Below are 18,605 nucleotides of genomic sequence, written 5' to 3' on the forward strand. Positions count from 1 at the left end.
CGACACGATTAGTGTCGCTCCCGTTTCGGTAGTGCAATCCTCACGGTTTAGTGAGGGTCGCTTAGTGAGGGCCGGTATCAGGCGAGAGCCTTGGCCTTCAGTGCTGCGAATTCTTCTTCACTGATGGTGCCGGCGTCGAGAAGTGCCTTTGCATCTGCGATGGATTCGGCCGGGGACTTTCCGGCAACCTCACGGATGTAGCTGTCCTGTGCGTTCTTGACCTGCTGCGCAGCCTCGAGGGACCGCTGTGCCATTCCGTCACTGCGAACGATCAGGTAGACGAGCGAGGTGAGCAGCGGAATGAAGAACAGGAAGACGATCCAGATTGCCTTCACCCAGCCGGAGGTCTTGTGATCGCGGAACAGGTCGGTGATGATCGAGAAGAGCAGGATCAAGTACGCGATGAACGCGAAGCTGATGATGATCAGCCAGAGGAAGTCCCAAAAGGAATCCATTGTCGAGCTCCATTTCACAAGTCGGATTTGTCTGAGCTGACTATCTCACGCGCACGTGGCGTCTGCATCATCCTCGATGGGTGAATTCTTTTTGTTAACTTCGCTAACCGACTCTTTCGGGACCAATGTCATGCCGAATCGAAAACATCGACCGAAAATCTTCAGTGCTCTGAAAACGACCCTGGCCCCACCCGAAAATCGGGTGAGACCAGGGATTGTTCACGAGTCAGGAGCTGAGTGTCAGCTGGCGCGGTTCACTGCCGAGACCACAGCGCGCAGCGAGGCCGTCGTGATCGACGTGGCGATACCCACACCCCAGACGACGGTGCTCTGACCCTCCGGGCCCGTCACGGCGCACTCGACGTAGGCCGCGGCCTGGGCGTCGTCACCGGCGGACATCGCGTGCTCGGAGTAGTCGAGGACACGAACGTCGAAGTTGATGCTTCCCAGCGCGTCGACGAAGGCAGCGAGCGGGCCGTTGCCGGTTCCCGAGATCTCCTGCTCCTTGCCGTTCACCTTGACGATTGCGGTGATCGCATCGGTGCCGCCGTCCTCCTCGGACGCGGTGACCTTCTGCTTCATGCGCTCGAGCGGGGTGATGGGAGCGAGGTACTCCTCGTGGAAGACGTCCCACATTTCCTTCGGCGAGACCTCGCCGCCCTCGCCGTCGGTGATCTTCTGGACCGACTGCGAGAACTCGACCTGCAGACGACGCGGCAGCACCAGACCGTGATCGGCCTTCATGATGTATGCGACGCCGCCCTTGCCGGACTGCGAGTTCACACGGATGACGGCCTCGTAGCTGCGGCCGACGTCCTTCGGGTCGATCGGCAGGTAGGGGACCTGCCAGAGAATGTCGTCGACGTCGGAGTTCTGGCTGTCGGCGTCGACCTTCATGGCGTCGAGGCCCTTGTTGATCGCGTCCTGGTGGCTGCCGGAGAACGCGGTGTAGACCAGGTCGCCGCCGTACGGATGACGCTCGTGGACGGGCAGCTGGTTGCAGTACTCGACCGTGCGACGGATCTCGTCGATGTTCGAGAAATCGATCTGCGGGTCGACGCCGCGCGTGAACATGTTCAGAGCGAGAGTGACCAGGCAGACGTTGCCGGTGCGCTCACCGTTGCCGAACAGGCAGCCTTCGATGCGGTCCGCGCCGGCCTGGTAGCCCAGCTCGGCTGCAGCGACACCCGTGCCGCGGTCGTTGTGGGGGTGCAGCGACAGGATGACCGAATCGCGGCGGGCCAGGTTGCGGTGCATCCACTCGATGGAGTCGGCATACACGTTGGGTGTAGCCATCTCGACGGTGGCGGGCAGGTTCAGGATGACCGGGTTGGCCGGCGTCGCACCCAGGGTTTCGGTGACGGCGTCACATACTTCCTTGGCGTACTCGAGCTCGGTGCCGGTGTAGGACTCGGGCGAGTATTCCCAGCGCCAGTTCGTGTCCGGGTACTTCTTCGACTCGGCGAGGACCAGTTCGGCGGCGTCGGTGGCGATCTTCTTGATCGTGTCCTTGTCGGCGCGGAACACGACGCGGCGCTGCAGAATCGAGGTGGAGTTGTAGAAGTGCACGATCGCGTTCTCGGCACCTTCACAGGCCTCGAACGTGCGCTTGATCAGCTCGGGACGCGACTGCGTCAGCACCTGGATGGTGACGTCGGACGGGATGGCGCCGTCCTCGATGATCTCGCGAACGAAATCGAAGTCCGTCTGGCTCGCGGACGGGAAGCCGACCTCGATCTCCTTGTAGCCCATACGAACCAGGAGATCGAACATACGACGCTTGCGCGCCGGGCTCATCGGATCGATCAGCGCCTGGTTGCCGTCGCGCAGGTCAACGGCACACCACTGGGGTGCTCGGTCGATGATCTTGTCCGGCCAGGTGCGGTCGGGCAGCGTGACCGTCTCGACCTCTTCGGCGAACGGGCGGTAGCGGAACGTCGGCATCGACGAGTTCTTCTGCGTGTTCCACGCAGGCTGGTCGGACGGTGCCGGCTTCGTGGGCGGGGTGATGGTGCGAGTGCCGGTGGTGAATGCGTCAGCGGGGGACATGGGTGTGATCTCCAGGATTGTGGACCCGGCCTGTTGACCTGTTGGTCAAGACCATGAGTCCGGAAGGCTTGGTCGACCGGCGCACAAAAACCCCGCGGCGGGAGGCCAGTCTGGATCAGACCCCGTCGCGGCAACCAAGAAGGAGTGCGCGCTGCATGCACAGCACTCTACTCCTGGATTTCGCGAGAAATCGGTGGGGTTCGCCCTCATGTCCAATTTGTCGCCGAATTGTGCTGCCGTTTCGGCCCCGAAAATGGTGGACTGTCGTCCATGGATCCCCGAATCGCCGTGGCGAGGACGTACCTCGACGCGCTCCGCAGTCACGATGGCAGTTCCGTACCGCTGGCTCCGGACGCGGTACGCCACGAGGTCGGGCTCAAGACCGGATTTTCGGGGAATCATTTGCGGCGCAGCCTTTCCGGAGGTCCTCAGTATCGCGTGATCCGCGACATTCGTGAGGTGGAGTGGACGGTCGACGGGGACGACCTGACGGCTGACTACCTCCTCGACGCCGGGTTGTTCGGGCGGAACCTGATGACCGTTCGGGTTACCGAGACCTTCCGGATACCCGCTGACGATCACCGCATTCACCACATCACCGCGAAGATTCGACCGGCGCGCGCCAAGCACACGTGATGCGCTCGATCCGCTGGATCGTCTGTTCACTGCTGATCGTTCTCGCTGGTCTCGGTGCTGCCGGCTCGGTGCTCGCGCTGTTCGTCCACACCCAGGTGAACGACACCGACAGTTACGTCGAGACGGTTGCCCCGTTGGCTTCCGAACCTGCTGTCCAAGCGGCTGTCGTTGATCGGCTGACCGAGGAACTGACGCAGCGGTTGGACCGGTTTCCGCAGGTGGTGACGAGACAAGCCGAGAAACTTGTTCGGGAGGCGGCTCAGTCGTTGGTCTCCAGCGACCAGTTCGCGACGCTCTGGACCGCGGCCAACCGTCAGGCGCACGCGCAACTTGCTGCGATGGTGACCGGCAGAGCCACCGACGGCATCGTTCGGTCCGACGACAGCGGAACAGTCACCTTGTCCCTCGAGCCGATCATGACAGAACTGCGGACGAACCTCCGCGATCGCGGATTCACCGTCGTCGATCGTCTTCCGACGTTCGATCCGCAGTTCGAGATCCTGCAATCCGACGAGCTGGTGCGGGCCCAGGACCTCTCGAACACTCTCGACCGGGCAGCGGCCTGGCTGCCGTGGGTGTCGCTGGCCTGTGCGATCGCGGCCGTCGCAGTTGCGCCGAGGAGAATGCGCGCACTGTCCCTGGTCGGGCTGGCGACGGCGGTGGCGATGATCGCCCTGTTGGTGGCGCTGGCCGTCGTGCGCCGGGTCTATTTACAGAATTCAGACATACCGTCATCTGAGGCGGCAGTCGCGGTGTACGACGCGCTGGCAGTTTCGCTGGTCAGCAGTATCCGCGTGCTTCTCGCCTGCGGAGTTGCCGTCACGGTGGTCGGTTACGTTGCCGGTGGCTCGCGTTCTGCGACGTTGATGCGATCGCGGATCTCGCAACTGATCCCGCGCGGATCTGAGGCGAACAGCAGTACGCATCGGGAAGTCCCAGGACCACCTCGGTAAGCTCGACCTCTGGTATCTGTAAACAATTTCGACCTGGAGGTAGAAACGCGTGGCTCTCGTCGTCCAGAAGTACGGCGGATCCTCGGTGGCAACCGCCGAGCGCATCCGACGAGTCGCTGAACGGATCGTCGAGACCAAGAAGGCCGGCAATGATGTCGTCGTCGTGGTGTCAGCGATGGGCGATACCACCGATGAGCTGCTCGATCTGGCTCAGCAGGTGTGCCCTTCCCCGCCGGCCCGTGAAATGGACATGCTGCTGACCTCGGGTGAGCGCATCTCCAACTCCTTGGTAGCGATGGCAATTCACTCCCTCGGCGCCGAAGCTCGTTCGTTCTCGGGCTCACAAGCCGGAGTCATCACGACCGGCAGCCACGGAAACGCCAAGATCATCGACGTCACGCCGGGCCGTGTTCGCACTGCGCTGGACGAAGGCTCGATCGTTCTGGTCGCCGGATTCCAAGGCGTCAGCCAGGACAGCAAGGACATCACGACGCTCGGACGCGGTGGCTCGGACACCACTGCCGTGGCGTTGGCAGCTGCACTCAACGCCGACGTCTGCGAGATCTACACCGACGTCGACGGCGTTTTCTCCGCCGATCCGCGCATCGTCCCCGACGCTCACCGCCTCGAGACGGTTTCCTTCGAGGAAATGCTCGAACTCGCAGCGTGTGGTGCCAAGGTGCTCATGCTCCGGTGCGTCGAGTACGCCCGTCGTTACAACGTGCCTGTGCACGTCCGTTCGTCATACACCACCAAGCCCGGAACAATCGTGTCCGGATCGATGGAGGACATTCCTGTGGAAGAGGCCCTGATCACCGGAGTCGCGCACGATCGCGGCGAAGCCAAGATCACCGTTGTCGGATTGCCGGACACACCGGGACACGCTGCCAAGGTGTTCCGCGCAGTCTCCGATGCCGAGATCAACATCGACATGGTGCTGCAGAACATCTCCAAGGTGGAGACAAACAAGACGGACATCACCTTCACGCTTCCGACGGCCGACGGCCCCCGCGCCGTCGAGATCCTGACCAAGCGTCAGGAAGACATCGGCTTCACGCAGATCTTGTTCGACGACCACATCGGCAAGGTTTCCCTGGTCGGCGCCGGAATGCGGAGCCACCCGGGCGTCACCGCCACGTTCTGCGAGGCGCTGGCCAAGGCAGACATCAACATCGACCTCATCTCGACCTCTGAGATCCGCATCTCAGTGCTGGTCAAGGACACCGAATTGGACGACGCTGTACGTGTCATCCACGACGCTTTCGGGCTCGGTGGCGAAGAAGAAGCAGTAGTACACGCTGGAACGGGACGGTAATTTCTCATGACGACTATCGCTGTTGTCGGTGCGACCGGTCAGGTCGGCATCGTCATGCGCACTTTGCTCGAAGAGCGGAACTTCCCCGCGGACAAGGTGCGGTTCTTCGCATCTGCACGCTCCGCCGGTAAGAAGCTGCCCTTCCGCGGCGAAGAGATCATCGTCGAGGATGCGGCCGCCACATCGGATGAGGACCTGAAGGGCATCGACATCGCCCTGTTCTCAGCCGGTGCGACGCTCTCGCGCGCCCAGGCTCCTCGCTTCGCTGCTGCCGGCGCGACCGTTGTCGACAACTCTTCGGCATGGCGCAAGGATCCCGAGGTTCCCCTCGTGGTCAGCGAGGTCAACCCGCAGGACACGCAGAACCTGGTCAAGGGCATTATCGCGAACCCCAACTGCACCACCATGGCAGCGATGCCGGTGCTGAAGGTTCTGCACGACGAAGCCGGTCTGCAGCGTCTGATCGTCTCCAGCTACCAGGCCGTGTCCGGTAGCGGCATCGCCGGCGTCGAGGAACTCCTCGGCCAGGTGCGCGCCGTAGTCGGAGACGCGGAGAAGCTGGTTCACGACGGCAGTGCCGTCGACTTCCCGGCCCCGAACAACTACGTCGCCCCCATCGCGTTCAACGTCCTGCCTCTCGCAGGTTCGCTGGTCGACGACGGAAGCGGCGAGACCGACGAGGATCAGAAGCTCCGCAACGAGAGCCGCAAGATCCTCGGACTTCCCGATCTGTTGGTTTCGGGTACGTGCGTGCGCGTTCCCGTCGTGACCGGGCACTCGCTCGCGATCAACGCAGAGTTCGCCAACCCGCTCTCGGTTGCTCGCGCCAAGGAGATCCTCGCCGACGCTCCGGGCGTCGAGCTGGTCGAGGTTCCGACGCCGCTGGCCGCTGCCGGTGGCAACGCGTCGCTGGTCGGTCGTATCCGTCAGGATCCGGGTGTCCCGGAGGGACGCGGACTCGCGCTCTTCGTTTCGGGCGACAACCTGCGTAAGGGTGCCGCGCTCAACACGATTCAGATTGCCGAGCTGTTGGTCGGCTAGATCTTTCGTTCGGTACCGGCCCCGCACCTAGGTGTGGGGCCGGTGTCGTTTCGACAGGCGCTCTAGTCGAGTTCGGAAATGGCGACCAGGCCACCGAGGTACTCGGCATCCGAATACGCTTTGGCGAGTAGCGCTCCGAGCTCACCGAGAGCTTCGGTGTCGCTGCCGTACGCAACAAACATGCCCGCTTCGGGATCGGTGCCGAAGCGGCCCTCCAGATGCGGTGCATCGCGGCCTACCACTGCGTGGGCGACCGACGCCCAGTCGTAACCGGAGCCTTCGAAACCCTCTACCTGCTCGAATATCGATGCCACCTTGCCGAAATGCTGGTCGGTGAGCATCAGTGACCAGTTGCCCGGAGACGTTTCGAAAAGCTGTAGCGGTTCGATCGATGGTGATGTCATGCGTGTATTGAAGCAGATCCGACCGACAGGTTTCAGTCGGCCGCTAACGCCCGACCGATTGTGCGAGAGCCACGGCAAAACTGGAAAGTCGTTCTCGGGTATAGGTTTCGGGATCACTGACGGCCAGTCGTCCGAGCATTTCGGCGAACGACATCATGGTGTGTGCGAGGAGAACCGGATCAAGGCCTTCGAGCTTCGACTCGAGGGCAATCCCGGCGCGGGCCAGTTCTTCGGCGCGGGCGAAGACAGCTCCGCGAGAGAGCTTCAACAAGCCGTGATACTCGCTGGGGGCGTTCTCGACAGACGTCAGAATCAGGCGCCAGCGCGTCGGGTTCTCCAGTACGGCGTCGACGAAGGCGCCGACGGTCCCGGTGTACGACGCCGCTGGGCCGAGTTCGCTCAGATCTGTCGGCATGGTTTCGAGCACCTGAGCGATGGCTCGCTCGTGCTCGCGGCGCAGCAGTGCAGCGACGAGATCGGTCCTGGTATCGAAAATCGTGTAGAGGACGGGCTTGCCGACACCGGCTTCGGCAGCGACGGATTCCATGCTGAGGTTGTGCAGGCCAACGCGGCCGGTGACCTCGAATGCTGCGTCGAGGAGCTGCTCGCGACGTTGCTCGGGCGCCATGCGAGGGGCGTACTTGCGCCGCGGTGTATCCGTTGCGTCAGCTTGTGACCTGGTCATCGTATGCATCACCTCCGCTCTCACCCTAATCTGCCTGCCACTTCTTCGTGAATAATACGCAACCGTTGTATTCATCGTCTGCAATTGTTACGGTGGCGTTGTATTCGAATGGTGCTCAGTGAGGCGCCTCTGCCGAGATCTCGAGGAGAACAACCGCTATGACAGCGTCGACCTCTTTAGTGCCGAATGATCTGTTGCTCCATCCCTCCACGTACGATCGGCCGGAGTTCGACGCGACCACGCGGAGACTGCTGGGCGCGACCGTCGACTGGTTCGAGGCGCGTGGAAAGAATCGACTTCTGGCCGACTATCACGACAAGATCTTCTACTCCGACTTCCTCGACTTCGCGGCAAAGGAAGGCCTGTTCGCCACATTTCTGACGCCCGCCCGCGACAGTGGTGGCGACTCCGACAAGCGCTGGGATACCAGTCGTATCGCCGCGCTGTCCGAGATCCTCGGCTTCTACGGACTCAACTACTGGTACCCGTGGCAGGTGACCATCCTCGGTCTCGGGCCGGTGTGGCAGAGCGACAACGAGACGGCAAGGGCGCGAGCAGCTTCCGCTTTGGCTTCCGGAGGCGTTGCGGCATTCGGACTGTCCGAGAAAGAGCATGGCGCGGACGTCTACTCCACCGACATGGTCTTGACGCCCAACGGCAGCGGCGGGTACCTAGCCAGCGGTTCGAAGTACTACATCGGAAATGGCAACTGCGCCAACACGGTCTCTGTCTTCGGCCGTGTCGACGGAGTGGAGGGCACTGATCAGTACGTCTTCTTTTACGCCGACTCGGACCATCCGGCATTCACCGTGGTGAAGAACATCGTTCCGGCCCAGATGTACGTAGCGGAGTTCTCACTCGTCGACTATCCCGTTGCGGCAGAGGATATCCTGCATACCGGCGAGGCAGCATTCAGTGCCGCACTCAACACCGTGAACATCGGAAAATTCAACCTGTGCTTCGGCGGAATCGGTATGTCGACTCATGCCTTGTACGAGACGATTACCCACGCGCACAATCGAATCCTGTTCGGCCATCCCGTCACGGCGTTCCCACACGTACGACGTGAATTCGTCGACGCGTACGCGCGCCTGCTGGCGATGAGGCTCTTCTCGGATCGTGCGGTGGACTACTTCCGCACCGCATCGCCCGAGGACCGCCGCTACCTCTTGTCCAATCCCGTCACCAAGATGAAGGTGACAACCGAGGCACAGAAGGTGATCGGACTGCTCTCCGACATCGCTGCGGCAAAGGGCTTCGAGAAGGACAGCTACCTCGCGGTGGCCAAGATGGATGTCGACGGGCTGCCCAAGCTCGAGGGGACCGTCGCCGTCAATCTCGCCCTGATCGCCAAGTTCATGCCGGCGTACCTCTTTGCCCCCGAGTCATTTCCGGCGATTCCGACGCGCAACGACGCAGCCGACGACGAGTTCCTGTTCCGTCAGGGTCCGGCACGGGGGTTGTCGAAAGTTCGATTCGACGACTGGCGAGCGGTGTACGCGAAGTTTGCGGATGTTCCCAACGTTGCACTGTTCGTGGACCAGGCAGAAGCGCTCGTGACCCTTCTAGCCGAAGCTGCACCGGATGCGGCGCAGCAGGTCGACTTGGACTTCGGCCTTGCGATCACCGAACTCTTCACCCTCGTCGTCTACGGCCAGTTGATCCTCGAACAAGCCGAGATCTTGGGATTGGACGAGGAGCAGCGGAACGGTGGGGTGCTGGATCAGATCTTCGATGTCCTGGTCCGCGACTTCAGTGCTGCAGCGGTGGAGTTGTACGGAAAACCCAGCGCCAGTGAAGATCAGCAACGGTTGGCACTGGCATCTATCCGGCGCCCCACGTTCGCGGCGGAGCGATTCGAGTACGTCTGGCAGCAAGTAGTCGCCTTGTCTGGTGCCTACGAAATGAACGGTGCCGGCTCAACGAACGGGGAGGAATGAAATGTCTGAACTGACGATGAATCGACCGCGTGAGGATTACGGCTTCTTCGGCCCAGGATCACCCAGTTGGAAGATCTGGGCCGCGCCGACAGCGCTGATCGGGTTCCAGCGGTCGGTGGTGCTCGAGCACTTCGACCCCTTCTTGGCTGCCGCAGTGGCAGACATGAGCGGGATTTACAGCGATCCGGCCGGGCGACTCGACCGAACCTTGGCGTACTTCCTGACCGTCGCCACTGCCGACGGGCGGACAGCACTGGCGCTGTCCGACCACCTCATGACAGTTCATGCTCAGGCTACGGGCGTTGAACCGATCACCGGAACTCGTTACAGCGCAAACAATCCGGCGTCACAACTCTGGATCCACGTGACGGGTTGGCATTCGGTGCTCAAGTGCTACGAGATGTATGGGCCGGGCCCGCTTTCAGCTGTCGAAGAGCAGCGGTACTGGGAAGAATGCGTGATCGCTGCCGAACTACAGACATGCAAGACCTCCGACGTTCCACGCTCCCGAGACGAGGTACGTGAGTACTTCGCTGAAGTCAGGCCCAGATTGTGTACCTCCGAGCGTGCCAACCGGGCGATGCACTACTTGTTGAGAACACCGAGAGCGCAGGGGAAGACGAAGTTCGCGACATTCAGCCGATTGGTCGCGCCGGCCACTATCGCGACTTTGCCCGGCTGGATGCGAACGATGGGTGGGTTCGATCAGCCAGCGTTGTTGGACAGAGCAATTGCGCCCGCGGTGCGAACGGCAGTCCGGTTGGGTAGTTCACCGAAGAACATGACCACTGCTCTGAAAGTCATTGCGCCGATGACGGGCAAGGTGTTGGAGCGCCACCTGCGTGACGAGCAACCCCTGGACCCGAGAGTTGTCACGCCAGCGGAGATTCGGGAGCGATTCCCGCGAGCCGCCAAGGTTGCGCAGGCCGTCTGACGGGTTCGCCACGGCCTGTTGGCACCGCATCGGGGGGATCCCTTCGACGCGGTGCTCGGCCGTGTTCTGTTGTGCCTGAGGTTCGTTCTCAGGTTTTGAAGGTGGTGTTCGCCGGCCTGGGTTGCTGCCCGGGGTCGATCGAGGGTGGCGGGATGAACCAGGGTTTGTTGTCGGCGCCGATGCGGATTTCCCATTTCCCGACGAACCCTGATTTGCGGTGCATCAGTCGGTGGTGTGAACGGCACAGCAGGACCAGGTTGTTCATCACCGTCGGGCCGCCGTTTGCCCAGTGCCGGATATGGTGCGCATCGGTCCAGGCGGGCACGCATGTGCAGCCCGGGAACGCGCAGCCTCTGTCTCGGGCAATCAACGCAGTCCGTTGTTCGGCGGTGACCAACCTCTTTCCTGGTTGCGCATCCAAGGGCGCGCCGTGATCGTCGAGCAGGACGGTCGACAGGAAACAATCACACCCGAGAAGCCTGGTCTGCGACACCGAGAGTGGCCCGAGCCAGGGCATGTGCCCGACATCAAGATCAGACACAGCCACTCCACCACCATCAGTTGGTGTGGCGGCGCAGTCTCGATGCTCAGCGAGATCATGGGCATTGATGTGCACGTTCACATGCGGACGTTGGCCACCATCGGTACCGGTCTTGGCGCAATCGAGATAGCGGCGGATCAGTTCGGTGAACCCGTCCGCGGTGCGTTTCGCTGCCGACCGGGCATCGGGGGTCCCGTCCAGTGCGGGGGTGGGCATCGTCAGATTCGACAACGCCGACAACAACATTTCACCGGTGAGGGCGTCGAAATCCCCACGCACCACCACCCGACCGTTCAATGTCGAGGCGATCCGCAACTCGTTCCGGTCGACGTCTTCGGCGGGTGGAATCTCATCGGATTCGAACAACCGCTCCAAGGTCGCGATCACGTTCCGCACCTTCGTCGTCGTCGCCTCCACACCCGACGCAGCAGCGAGCAACAAATCGATGCACTTCGGTAGCGCCTCCTCCGGCATGCCTTTAGGTGGTGATTCACAGAACGCCACGATCAACACGGCATGATCGAAGGAGCAATCCCCGCCATCGAACCGAGCCGCCACCGCCGGAAACGGCCGCAAAGCCGCACCCAACGCGGCGATCTTCTTCCCGTCCCGAACCTGCAGCATCGTGTTGGCCGCCAACCAGGACCCCACTCCGCGGCTGGCAATCACCTGATCATCCGGGCGCAACGACAACTCGTCCACCACCGTCACACGAACGGCTTCCAGGCGCAGAATCTCCGCACTCGCCGACACCGCAGCAGCGCGCAACTCGGCAGCAGTCAACTGCCACAACCGTCCGCGTAACCCCACCGCAGAACCAGACACCACATCCGACAACAAGACACTCATTGAATCCCCCGATCCCCTCCCCGAATCATACTCGAACATGCGTTCGAGTCAAGAGCGTTTTCGAATCTTCGGCTTCTCGCAAAGCTGCAAGAGTGCATCCGTTGTCCGCAAACGTGTTTCGTCGGGACGGAGGAGGTCGTCGAGTACGGCGACCGGTGCGGTGGGGTAAGGTCGCCGATTTTCGAGCTTTGGTTGGAGAAGGTGGTCGGTGTTTGACCGTGCGGGCACACGGGTAACCCGCTCCGGATGCCGTCAGCGTGAGGGGGCCGTGAGTGGACGAGTCACACAAGATCCGTCGCCGATCGTTTGTTCAAGGGCTTGGCCTGCTGGCCGGTCTGAGCGCGTTGTCCGCTGGATCAGCGACGGCTCGACCACCTGATGTCGATCCACTGCGCCCGTTCCAACTTCCGTCGCCCCGTCTGGAACCGTTTCGGGAGACCCTTCCTGTCCTGCCGGGCATTTCGGGTGGCAACCTGGAGCTTCGTGCGGCATCGTCGATGCACCGATTCCATCCGGACCTACCGTCGTCGCCGTCGCTGGGTTACGGCGGAATGGATTATCTGGGCCCCACCATCGAAGCTCACGTCGATCAGCTCGTCACAGTCCGATATGCCAATGACATTTCTGCGTATCCGCTTGCCGCGGATGTCGATCCGGGTCTGCACGGCGTCAGCGACCTCGACCGCACACAGGTCCCCACCTCGCTTCACCTGCACGGAGGAGTTACTGCACCGCAGTTCGACGGGCATCCGGAGCTGATCCAGCGTCCGGGCGAAGGTTTGGTTCACGAATACACGAATGGTCGTGCGGCCGGCAATCTTTGGTATCACGATCACGCCATGGGAATGACGCGCCTCAACGTCTACGCCGGGCTGGTCGGGATGTATTTTCTCCGTGACGACGCAGATACAGGCACCACCGGGAATTCTCTCGGCTTGCCGTCCGGCGAATTCGAGCTTCCGATGATTCTGCAGGACAAGGTCTTCACCTCCGACGGTCAACAGAGTGTCCGTTCCACGTGGCTCACTCCGCAGGGTTCCTGGGATCCGGCGACTCCCGGTGACGTGGGTGTAGTGAACGGCGTCGTATGGCCGAAAGTGGAGGTGGCTCGCGGACTGTACCGATTGCGACTGCTCAATGCCGCAACCTATTCGGTGTGGAATCTGCACTTCGCAAATCGTATGCGGTTCTGGGTGATCGGTTCCGAAGGAGGATTTTTGGCCGCTCCGGCGCCGACGGATCACGTCCGGCTGAGTCCGGGTGAACGCGCTGATCTGCTGGTCGACTTCAGCATGCTCGAGCCGGGCACGACGGTGGAATTGCGCAACGACGAACCGGTACCCCTTGCGGTGGCGCAACGCGGCACACAGGTGATGCCGGTCTTCTGTCGGTTCGACGTGGGCAGCGCAAAGGGATTCACCGGCTCGATCCCGCAGCAGCTGAATTCCGTTGCTGCCGAACCGGCGTCCCCGGATGTGGTGCGAAATCTCACGATCATGCAGCTGTCGCGTCCCTCGGACTACCCGTCGATCACTATGTCGCTCAACAATTTGAGGTTCACCGATTCGGATATCGAACTGCCACGTCAGGGAGCCGTCGAGCAATGGAATCTGATCAACATCACCACGGAACCACATCCGATTCATCTGCACCTGGTGGCGTTCCGCGTTGTGGGACGCCAAAGCCTCGACACTGCAGCACTGATGCAGCGGTATCCGGTGCCTGACTTGGGGGTCCGGTGGACGCCGTCGGCAGAGGAATTCGTGACCTCTTCGCTGCGGCCTCCCGAAGTGTGGGAAACGGGGGAGAAGGACACTGTCATCGTGGATGCCAACTCGATCACCCGCGTGATCGTGCGCTTTCCGACGGCCGACGAGTTGGGCTTCGATCCGGATGCAACTTTCGCGAGAGGTTCCATGGCAGACCACTCGGCACACGGAGAAGCCGGTATGGGGGACTTGCAGGGGTACGTCTGGCACTGCCACATGCTCGATCACGAAGACCACGACATGATGTTGCGATATCGGGTGGTGACGTAGCCTTCAAGGGGAGAAAAGTTCCCAGAGGAGGCAGCTGTGTCGGAAGGTGCGCCCACCGGGCCCCTGGACGGATATCGGGTGATTGAACTCGGAACCTTGATCGCCGGGCCCTTCGCCGGGAAACTGCTCGGCGACATGGGCGCCGACGTGATCAAGATCGAATCGCCGGACCGCCCGGACCCGCTTCGTACCTGGGGTCAGGCCGAGCAGGACGGTCATCGATTCTTCTGGACGGTTCACGCCCGCAACAAGCGGTGTGTGACCTTGGACCTTCGCGTCGACGCGGGACGAGATCTGTTTCTGAATCTGATCGAACATGCCGATGTGGTGGTCGAGAACTTCCGGCCGGGCACCCTCGAGAAGTGGGGCCTGGGATTCGACGTTCTCAGTGCGCGCAATCCGAAGTTGGTGTTGGCCAGGGTATCCGGTTACGGGCAGAGCGGACCGCAAGCCAAGAGCGCCGGCTACGCCTCGGTTGCCGAAGCGGTCAGCGGATTTCGGCATCTGAACGGTTATCCAGGGCAGGCGCCTCCGCGTATTGCCCTTTCGCTCGGAGATTCTCTCGGCGGGATGTTCGCCGTTCAGGGAGTGCTGGCGGCGTTGCTCTCACGAGAGCGGACCGGCCGTGGTCAGGTGGTCGACGTTGCCCTCACGGAATCCTGTCTGGCGGTGCAGGAATCCACGATCCCGGATTACGATCGGGGCGGGATCATCCGGCAGCCCTCGGGAACGAGATTGGAGGGTATTGCGCCGTCCAACATCTATCAGACCTCTGAAGGAAACTGGGTGGTGATCGCAGCCAATCAGGACACGCTCTTCGTGCGTCTGTGCACCATCATGGGGCGACCGGAACTAGCGCATGACGACCGCTTCTCCAATCATGTTGCGCGTGGCAAACATCAGGACGAGCTCGACGAACTGATCAGCGCCTGGGTCGCGCTCCAAGATCCCACCAGCCTGGTGGAACGCCTCACCGAAGTGGGAGTTGTTGCCGGGCCGATCAATACGGTTGAAGATGTCGTCAAGGATCCGCAGCTGATCGAGCGGGGGATGCTCGTCGACCACTACGACGAGCGGATCGGTGAAAACGTCCTCGGCTTGGGCGTCGTGCCTACCTTCAGTGAGACACCCGGATCCGTGCGCAACGCGGGAGCGTCGGCGCCGGGTCACGACAACTCCTCGGTGTGGGGCGGGCTCCTCGGACTCTCGGACGACGAGCAGGCAGAACTGAAGATGAAGGGCGTGATCTGACATGTCGGTACCTGGCGTGGGTATTCCAGCAGTCAGTATTCGTGAAGTCGGACCACGGGACGGGTTGCAGATCGAAGACCCGGTGTCGCTGGCGGAGAAACTTCGTCTTGTCGACGCTCTGGCTGCGACGGGTGTTTCGCGTATCGAGGCGACGTCGTTCGTCTCACCGCGCGCTGTGCCGGCGTTGGCCGACGCGGAATTGTTGGCAGCAGAACTGCACCAGTGGCCCGGCATCGAGTTCTCGGCATTGGTCGCCGGAATCGGTGGAGCGAAACGGGCCGTCGCCGCAGGAATGAAAACCGTCGAATATGTTGTGTCGGCATCGAATGGCCACAGCGAGGCCAACACTCGGTCGACGACGGAGCAAGCGACCGAACGTATCGGAGAGGTCGTCCGGATCGTCCACGACGCCGGAGGACGGGTGGAGGTCATCGTGGGCACAGCCTGGGACTGTCCGTTCGACGGTCCAACCGACCCGGATCGTGTTCTGCGGATTGCGGAGCAGGCCAAGGAGTTCGGTGCTGATCAATTCTCGATCGCAGATACCATCGGCACTGCCACGCCGGGACGTGTCGGACGATTGATCGACGCTGTGGGCGAAAGAGTAGGTGACTTCGGCTTGGGTGCGCACTTCCACAACACGCGTGGCGCTGGTCTTGCTTGCGCGTTTGCGGCTGTGCAGCACGGTGTTCGAAACCTCGACGCGTCCACCGGAGGTCTCGGCGGTTGTCCGTTCGCTCCCGGTGCCAGTGGCAACATCGCGACGGAGGAACTGGTCTACATGCTCGAAGACATGGGCATTGCGACAGGTATCGACCTGGATGCGAGCATTCGTGCCGCTGCCGTTGCAGAGGAGATAGTGGGCCATACGGTTCCCAGTAATCTTCTCCGCGCCGGCGACCGGAAGCGGTAAAGACCTTTACTCTTCTCGGTTGGGTGATGCCAGCTGCAGTTTGACCAGCTGCTCGTGCGCCGCGGCCGGCCAACCGATGCGCTGCTTCTCCAGATACCAGGCACCGGCGGCAAATGCGATCGCGAGGACGATCCAGATCGCGACGCTTCCGATCTGAGAGCCCAGGTCGCTCGACGAGGACACTTCGCCCGTGCTGTAGTCGTATTCCGTTGTCGTGGTGATTCCCTCTACTGCGAAGGTCCACAGAATCGGAAGGGCACACAGTGCGGCGAGGGCACGCGCGACATGCGCTGGACGCAGTTCGAAGATCATTCATTTCTCCTGGTGATCGACCCGGTGAATCTCACTCTCCTCGAAAGCTATTCGGGTTCGACGGCGCTGTCTGTAGTCGAATCGACGGACATGGACGAGGTGCCGAGCTCTCCCCGGTCCCCCTGCCGTAGCAGCTGCATTCCGTTGTGATCGAACTCGATTCGTCGAACGTCTTCAGTGTCGACCAGCATCGTGGCCATAGCGGTACGCCGAGGTGGAAGGATCCGTATGGTCACTTTTCCTCGCGTGATCGCGGTGAGTTCCCGGACGATGCTCGAGTGGATTCGGTCGCGCACGTCGGCGTTCGCGCCATCCATTCCGTGGTCGTCGAGCAGGACCACTTCGACGCCGCGGTTTCGAGCGGCACGCACAGCATCGATGACATCTGTCTGTTGTAAGCCTGTCGCCCTCAGCGAATCTCGGAGTTGCGCCTCGAGGAGTTCGCATTCTTGCCGCTCGGTGGTTGTCAGTGGAACCCCGGAAGCGACCCGTTCGAGGAGCGGGCGTGCAAGGACATCGAGCCTGTCGAGTTGAGCGTCGCGTTCCTCGAGAATCGCAGCACTGGCGGACGCGGAGGCAATTCGTTGGGTGGACCGCTCACGAAGTTCGTAGATAACCCTGGCTTGAGGACGGATGGTGTATGCGAAGAAGGTCGACATCAGAACAGGGCCCGCGTTGATGACCGTCAACGACACTCCGTACATGGCCCCCTGGCCGGTGGTGGAGGACCAGATGGCGGTCACCAACACCATGAGTCCAAGCCCGAGCCACGCGAGTGCTGTACGCCCACGAACGCACATGAAGGTGAAGACTGCCGTCGACATCCCGAACATCCAGAGTTGAGTCATGTCGTTGACGGGGACGGGAACCACTGACAACACCAGGCCGCTCGTGACGGCGCCGGTCAGAGACACCAGAACGCTCTGCCCCAGCGGCATCGGGTCGCCTCTGCTCAGTACGAGTGTGAAAGCCGCAGTCGAGCACACGATAATTGCCAAGATCATCGGCCAGACTGCGCGGACGTCGGAGGACGTGTAGGCGACCGAGATCACGCAGGTGAGCGCGAAGCATGCAGCCATGAATCGAGCAGCACGGCTGTGCATGCCGAGAAGATCGCGGACATCTCGTCCGTCCGGTCTAGTCATGTCATCACCGCTACGGGCAAGCTCAACGTCAGAGTCACCGAAGTGCCGCGGCCGGGTGACGATCGAATGGTTGCCGATCCGCCGTCGAGTTGACGCATTCTGCCGCGGATGCTGACAGTGATTCCGAGGCGATGCGTCTCGACGGAGCTCGGATCGAAGCCGACGCCGTCGTCGGTGACGACTACTTCGAGGTGGGTGGCGGTTGCCGTGACCGTGACCGAACGCCGTGCACTGCTTCCGGCGTGTTTGACGCTGTTGCGCAGTGCCTCGGCCATCGCACCGGCCATCGCACGAATCGAGTCGGGTGCGTATCCGCTCGGATCAGACCCGTCGGAGAGGGCGGTCTCGAACGTGATGTTTTCGTCCACTTCCGAAGCGGCTGAACGCAACTGAGCGAGGATTCCGTCGAAGTCGAAACTCGTCTCGTGGTCGGTTCCGGAGCGCAGTTCGTCGAGTCTTGCCACCGTCCTTCGCGCCTGAGCGACGACCGAGGGATCGGCATCGTTTCTCGAAGCAGCGAGCAGAGTCGACATCACGGTGTCGTGGATGAGTGCGTCGAATCTCTCGCGTTCGACGGATTTGGCCTCGGCCGCGGCGGCGCCGGCGGCAGCGGCATGAGTGGTGGCGATGGTCGCATCCAGTACTCGTCCGGTTCGCAAGGCCATGACGGCCGCTGCTACGAAAACCGCGCAAAATGTCCAGGCGAAGGCGAGGTCGGGAACCAACAGGTGCGTCGTGGGACTCGTCCGGATTATGTGATTGGTCAACTGTGCGAGTGTTGCCACTACGAAAAGGTGCACGACGGCGGCGGCCGGTCGCCAAGCTGCAGCGGCAGCAAGGCTGGCGACGCCGGGGAAATTGGAAATCCACAAGGTGAAATCTGTGACGTGGTCACCATTCCACGCCGGCCACCACAGGAGGATGACCACGACGTAGAGAACCGCATTTGCGCTCGCAGTTCGTTTCACCCATCGGGTGTCGGCGTGGAACGTCGATGCTCCCAGCGCCAGCCCACTACCGAAAGTCGCGACCACCGCCAGTGGAGTCCACCACGACGCAGACATCGCGGTGGCTTCTGCAATCGCAGGGGCAAGCAATATCAGATAGCAGACATAGCCGGCGCCGATGAAACGGCCGAAGAGC

The 18,605-nt window shown here is 61.9% G+C and carries 17 protein-coding genes; 9 read left to right on the forward strand and 8 right to left on the reverse strand.

The window, feature by feature from the left end; translation table 11 throughout:
* Window positions 1-77: 77 nt before the first annotated feature.
* Window positions 78-455, reverse strand: a complete 378-nt coding sequence (locus BH682_RS02270; protein WP_003943489.1) for an SHOCT domain-containing protein — start codon at window positions 453-455, stop codon at window positions 78-80.
* 240 nt (window positions 456-695) lie between these two features.
* Window positions 696-2,504, reverse strand: coding sequence for a 2-isopropylmalate synthase (gene leuA, locus BH682_RS02275; RefSeq protein WP_003943488.1), 1,809 nt, complete (start codon window positions 2,502-2,504; stop codon window positions 696-698).
* A 270-nt stretch (window positions 2,505-2,774) separates the two neighbouring features.
* Between leuA and BH682_RS02280 the strand changes: the two genes are divergently transcribed.
* From BH682_RS02280 to BH682_RS02295, 4 genes are read left to right on the forward strand one after another with little or no spacing between them, the layout of a single operon-like run.
* On the forward strand, window positions 2,775-3,140 hold the full coding sequence (locus BH682_RS02280; protein ID WP_042922809.1) for a hypothetical protein: 366 nt from the start codon (window positions 2,775-2,777) through the stop codon (window positions 3,138-3,140).
* Complete coding sequence (locus tag BH682_RS02285) at window positions 3,140-4,093, forward strand: hypothetical protein (RefSeq protein WP_007731502.1); 954 nt, start codon at window positions 3,140-3,142, stop codon at window positions 4,091-4,093. Before BH682_RS02280 ends, BH682_RS02285 begins: the two co-directional genes overlap by 1 nt.
* 49 nt (window positions 4,094-4,142) lie before the next feature.
* Window positions 4,143-5,408, forward strand: coding sequence for an aspartate kinase (locus BH682_RS02290; protein WP_003943494.1), 1,266 nt, complete (start codon window positions 4,143-4,145; stop codon window positions 5,406-5,408).
* A gap of 6 nt (window positions 5,409-5,414) precedes the next feature.
* Window positions 5,415-6,449 (forward strand): aspartate-semialdehyde dehydrogenase, encoded by a 1,035-nt coding sequence (locus BH682_RS02295; RefSeq protein WP_003943474.1) that lies wholly within the window; start codon window positions 5,415-5,417, stop codon window positions 6,447-6,449.
* Between the two features lie 62 nt (window positions 6,450-6,511).
* Here BH682_RS02295 and BH682_RS02300 read toward each other — a convergent pair whose 3' ends face one another.
* A complete protein-coding gene (locus BH682_RS02300; RefSeq protein ID WP_063315200.1) occupies window positions 6,512-6,853 on the reverse strand; it encodes an Imm51 family immunity protein in 342 nt (113 codons plus the stop codon).
* Between the two features lie 43 nt (window positions 6,854-6,896).
* On the reverse strand, window positions 6,897-7,547 hold the full coding sequence (locus tag BH682_RS02305; RefSeq protein WP_007731498.1) for a TetR/AcrR family transcriptional regulator: 651 nt from the start codon (window positions 7,545-7,547) through the stop codon (window positions 6,897-6,899).
* 149 nt (window positions 7,548-7,696) lie between these two features.
* Here BH682_RS02305 and BH682_RS02310 point away from each other — a divergent pair, with 149 nt between their 5' ends.
* Together BH682_RS02310 and BH682_RS02315 are read left to right on the forward strand one after the other, a co-directional pair.
* On the forward strand, window positions 7,697-9,478 hold the full coding sequence (locus BH682_RS02310) for an acyl-CoA dehydrogenase (protein ID WP_075831927.1): 1,782 nt from the start codon (window positions 7,697-7,699) through the stop codon (window positions 9,476-9,478).
* A gap of 1 nt (window position 9,479) precedes the next feature.
* Complete coding sequence (locus BH682_RS02315) at window positions 9,480-10,412, forward strand: oxygenase MpaB family protein (RefSeq protein ID WP_081557256.1); 933 nt, start codon at window positions 9,480-9,482, stop codon at window positions 10,410-10,412.
* An 88-nt stretch (window positions 10,413-10,500) separates the two neighbouring features.
* Here BH682_RS02315 and BH682_RS02320 read toward each other — a convergent pair whose 3' ends face one another.
* Window positions 10,501-11,802 carry an HNH endonuclease signature motif containing protein gene (locus BH682_RS02320; protein WP_075831929.1) on the reverse strand — a complete coding sequence of 434 codons (1,302 nt, stop codon included), beginning with the start codon at window positions 11,800-11,802 and terminating at the stop codon, window positions 10,501-10,503.
* 272 nt (window positions 11,803-12,074) lie between these two features.
* Between BH682_RS02320 and BH682_RS02325 the strand changes: the two genes are divergently transcribed.
* The 3 genes from BH682_RS02325 to BH682_RS02335 are packed head-to-tail and all read left to right on the forward strand — an operon-like array spanning window position 12,075 to window position 16,005.
* Window positions 12,075-13,841, forward strand: a complete 1,767-nt coding sequence (locus tag BH682_RS02325; RefSeq protein WP_075831931.1) for a multicopper oxidase family protein — start codon at window positions 12,075-12,077, stop codon at window positions 13,839-13,841.
* Between the two features lie 36 nt (window positions 13,842-13,877).
* Window positions 13,878-15,092, forward strand: a complete 1,215-nt coding sequence (locus tag BH682_RS02330) for a CaiB/BaiF CoA transferase family protein (RefSeq protein WP_007732303.1) — start codon at window positions 13,878-13,880, stop codon at window positions 15,090-15,092.
* A gap of 16 nt (window positions 15,093-15,108) precedes the next feature.
* On the forward strand, window positions 15,109-16,005 hold the full coding sequence (locus tag BH682_RS02335) for a hydroxymethylglutaryl-CoA lyase (protein WP_374103517.1): 897 nt from the start codon (window positions 15,109-15,111) through the stop codon (window positions 16,003-16,005).
* 6 nt (window positions 16,006-16,011) lie between these two features.
* Here the strand turns inward: BH682_RS02335 and BH682_RS02340 are convergent, their stop codons facing one another.
* The 3 genes from BH682_RS02340 to BH682_RS02350 are packed head-to-tail and all read right to left on the reverse strand — an operon-like array spanning window position 16,012 to window position 18,526.
* Window positions 16,012-16,317, reverse strand: coding sequence for a hypothetical protein (locus BH682_RS02340; protein ID WP_007732306.1), 306 nt, complete (start codon window positions 16,315-16,317; stop codon window positions 16,012-16,014).
* A gap of 47 nt (window positions 16,318-16,364) precedes the next feature.
* Window positions 16,365-17,462: a hypothetical protein gene (locus tag BH682_RS02345; RefSeq protein ID WP_075831935.1), complete on the reverse strand. Its 1,098-nt coding sequence runs from the start codon at window positions 17,460-17,462 to the stop codon at window positions 16,365-16,367.
* Window positions 17,459-18,526: a sensor histidine kinase gene (locus tag BH682_RS02350; RefSeq protein ID WP_042446628.1), complete on the reverse strand. Its 1,068-nt coding sequence runs from the start codon at window positions 18,524-18,526 to the stop codon at window positions 17,459-17,461. Before BH682_RS02350 ends, BH682_RS02345 begins: the two co-directional genes overlap by 4 nt.
* Window positions 18,527-18,605: the final 79 nt, after the last annotated feature.

This window comes from Rhodococcus sp. YL-1, from assembly GCF_001942025.1.
GTDB lineage: Bacteria > Actinomycetota > Actinomycetes > Mycobacteriales > Mycobacteriaceae > Rhodococcus_F > Rhodococcus_F qingshengii.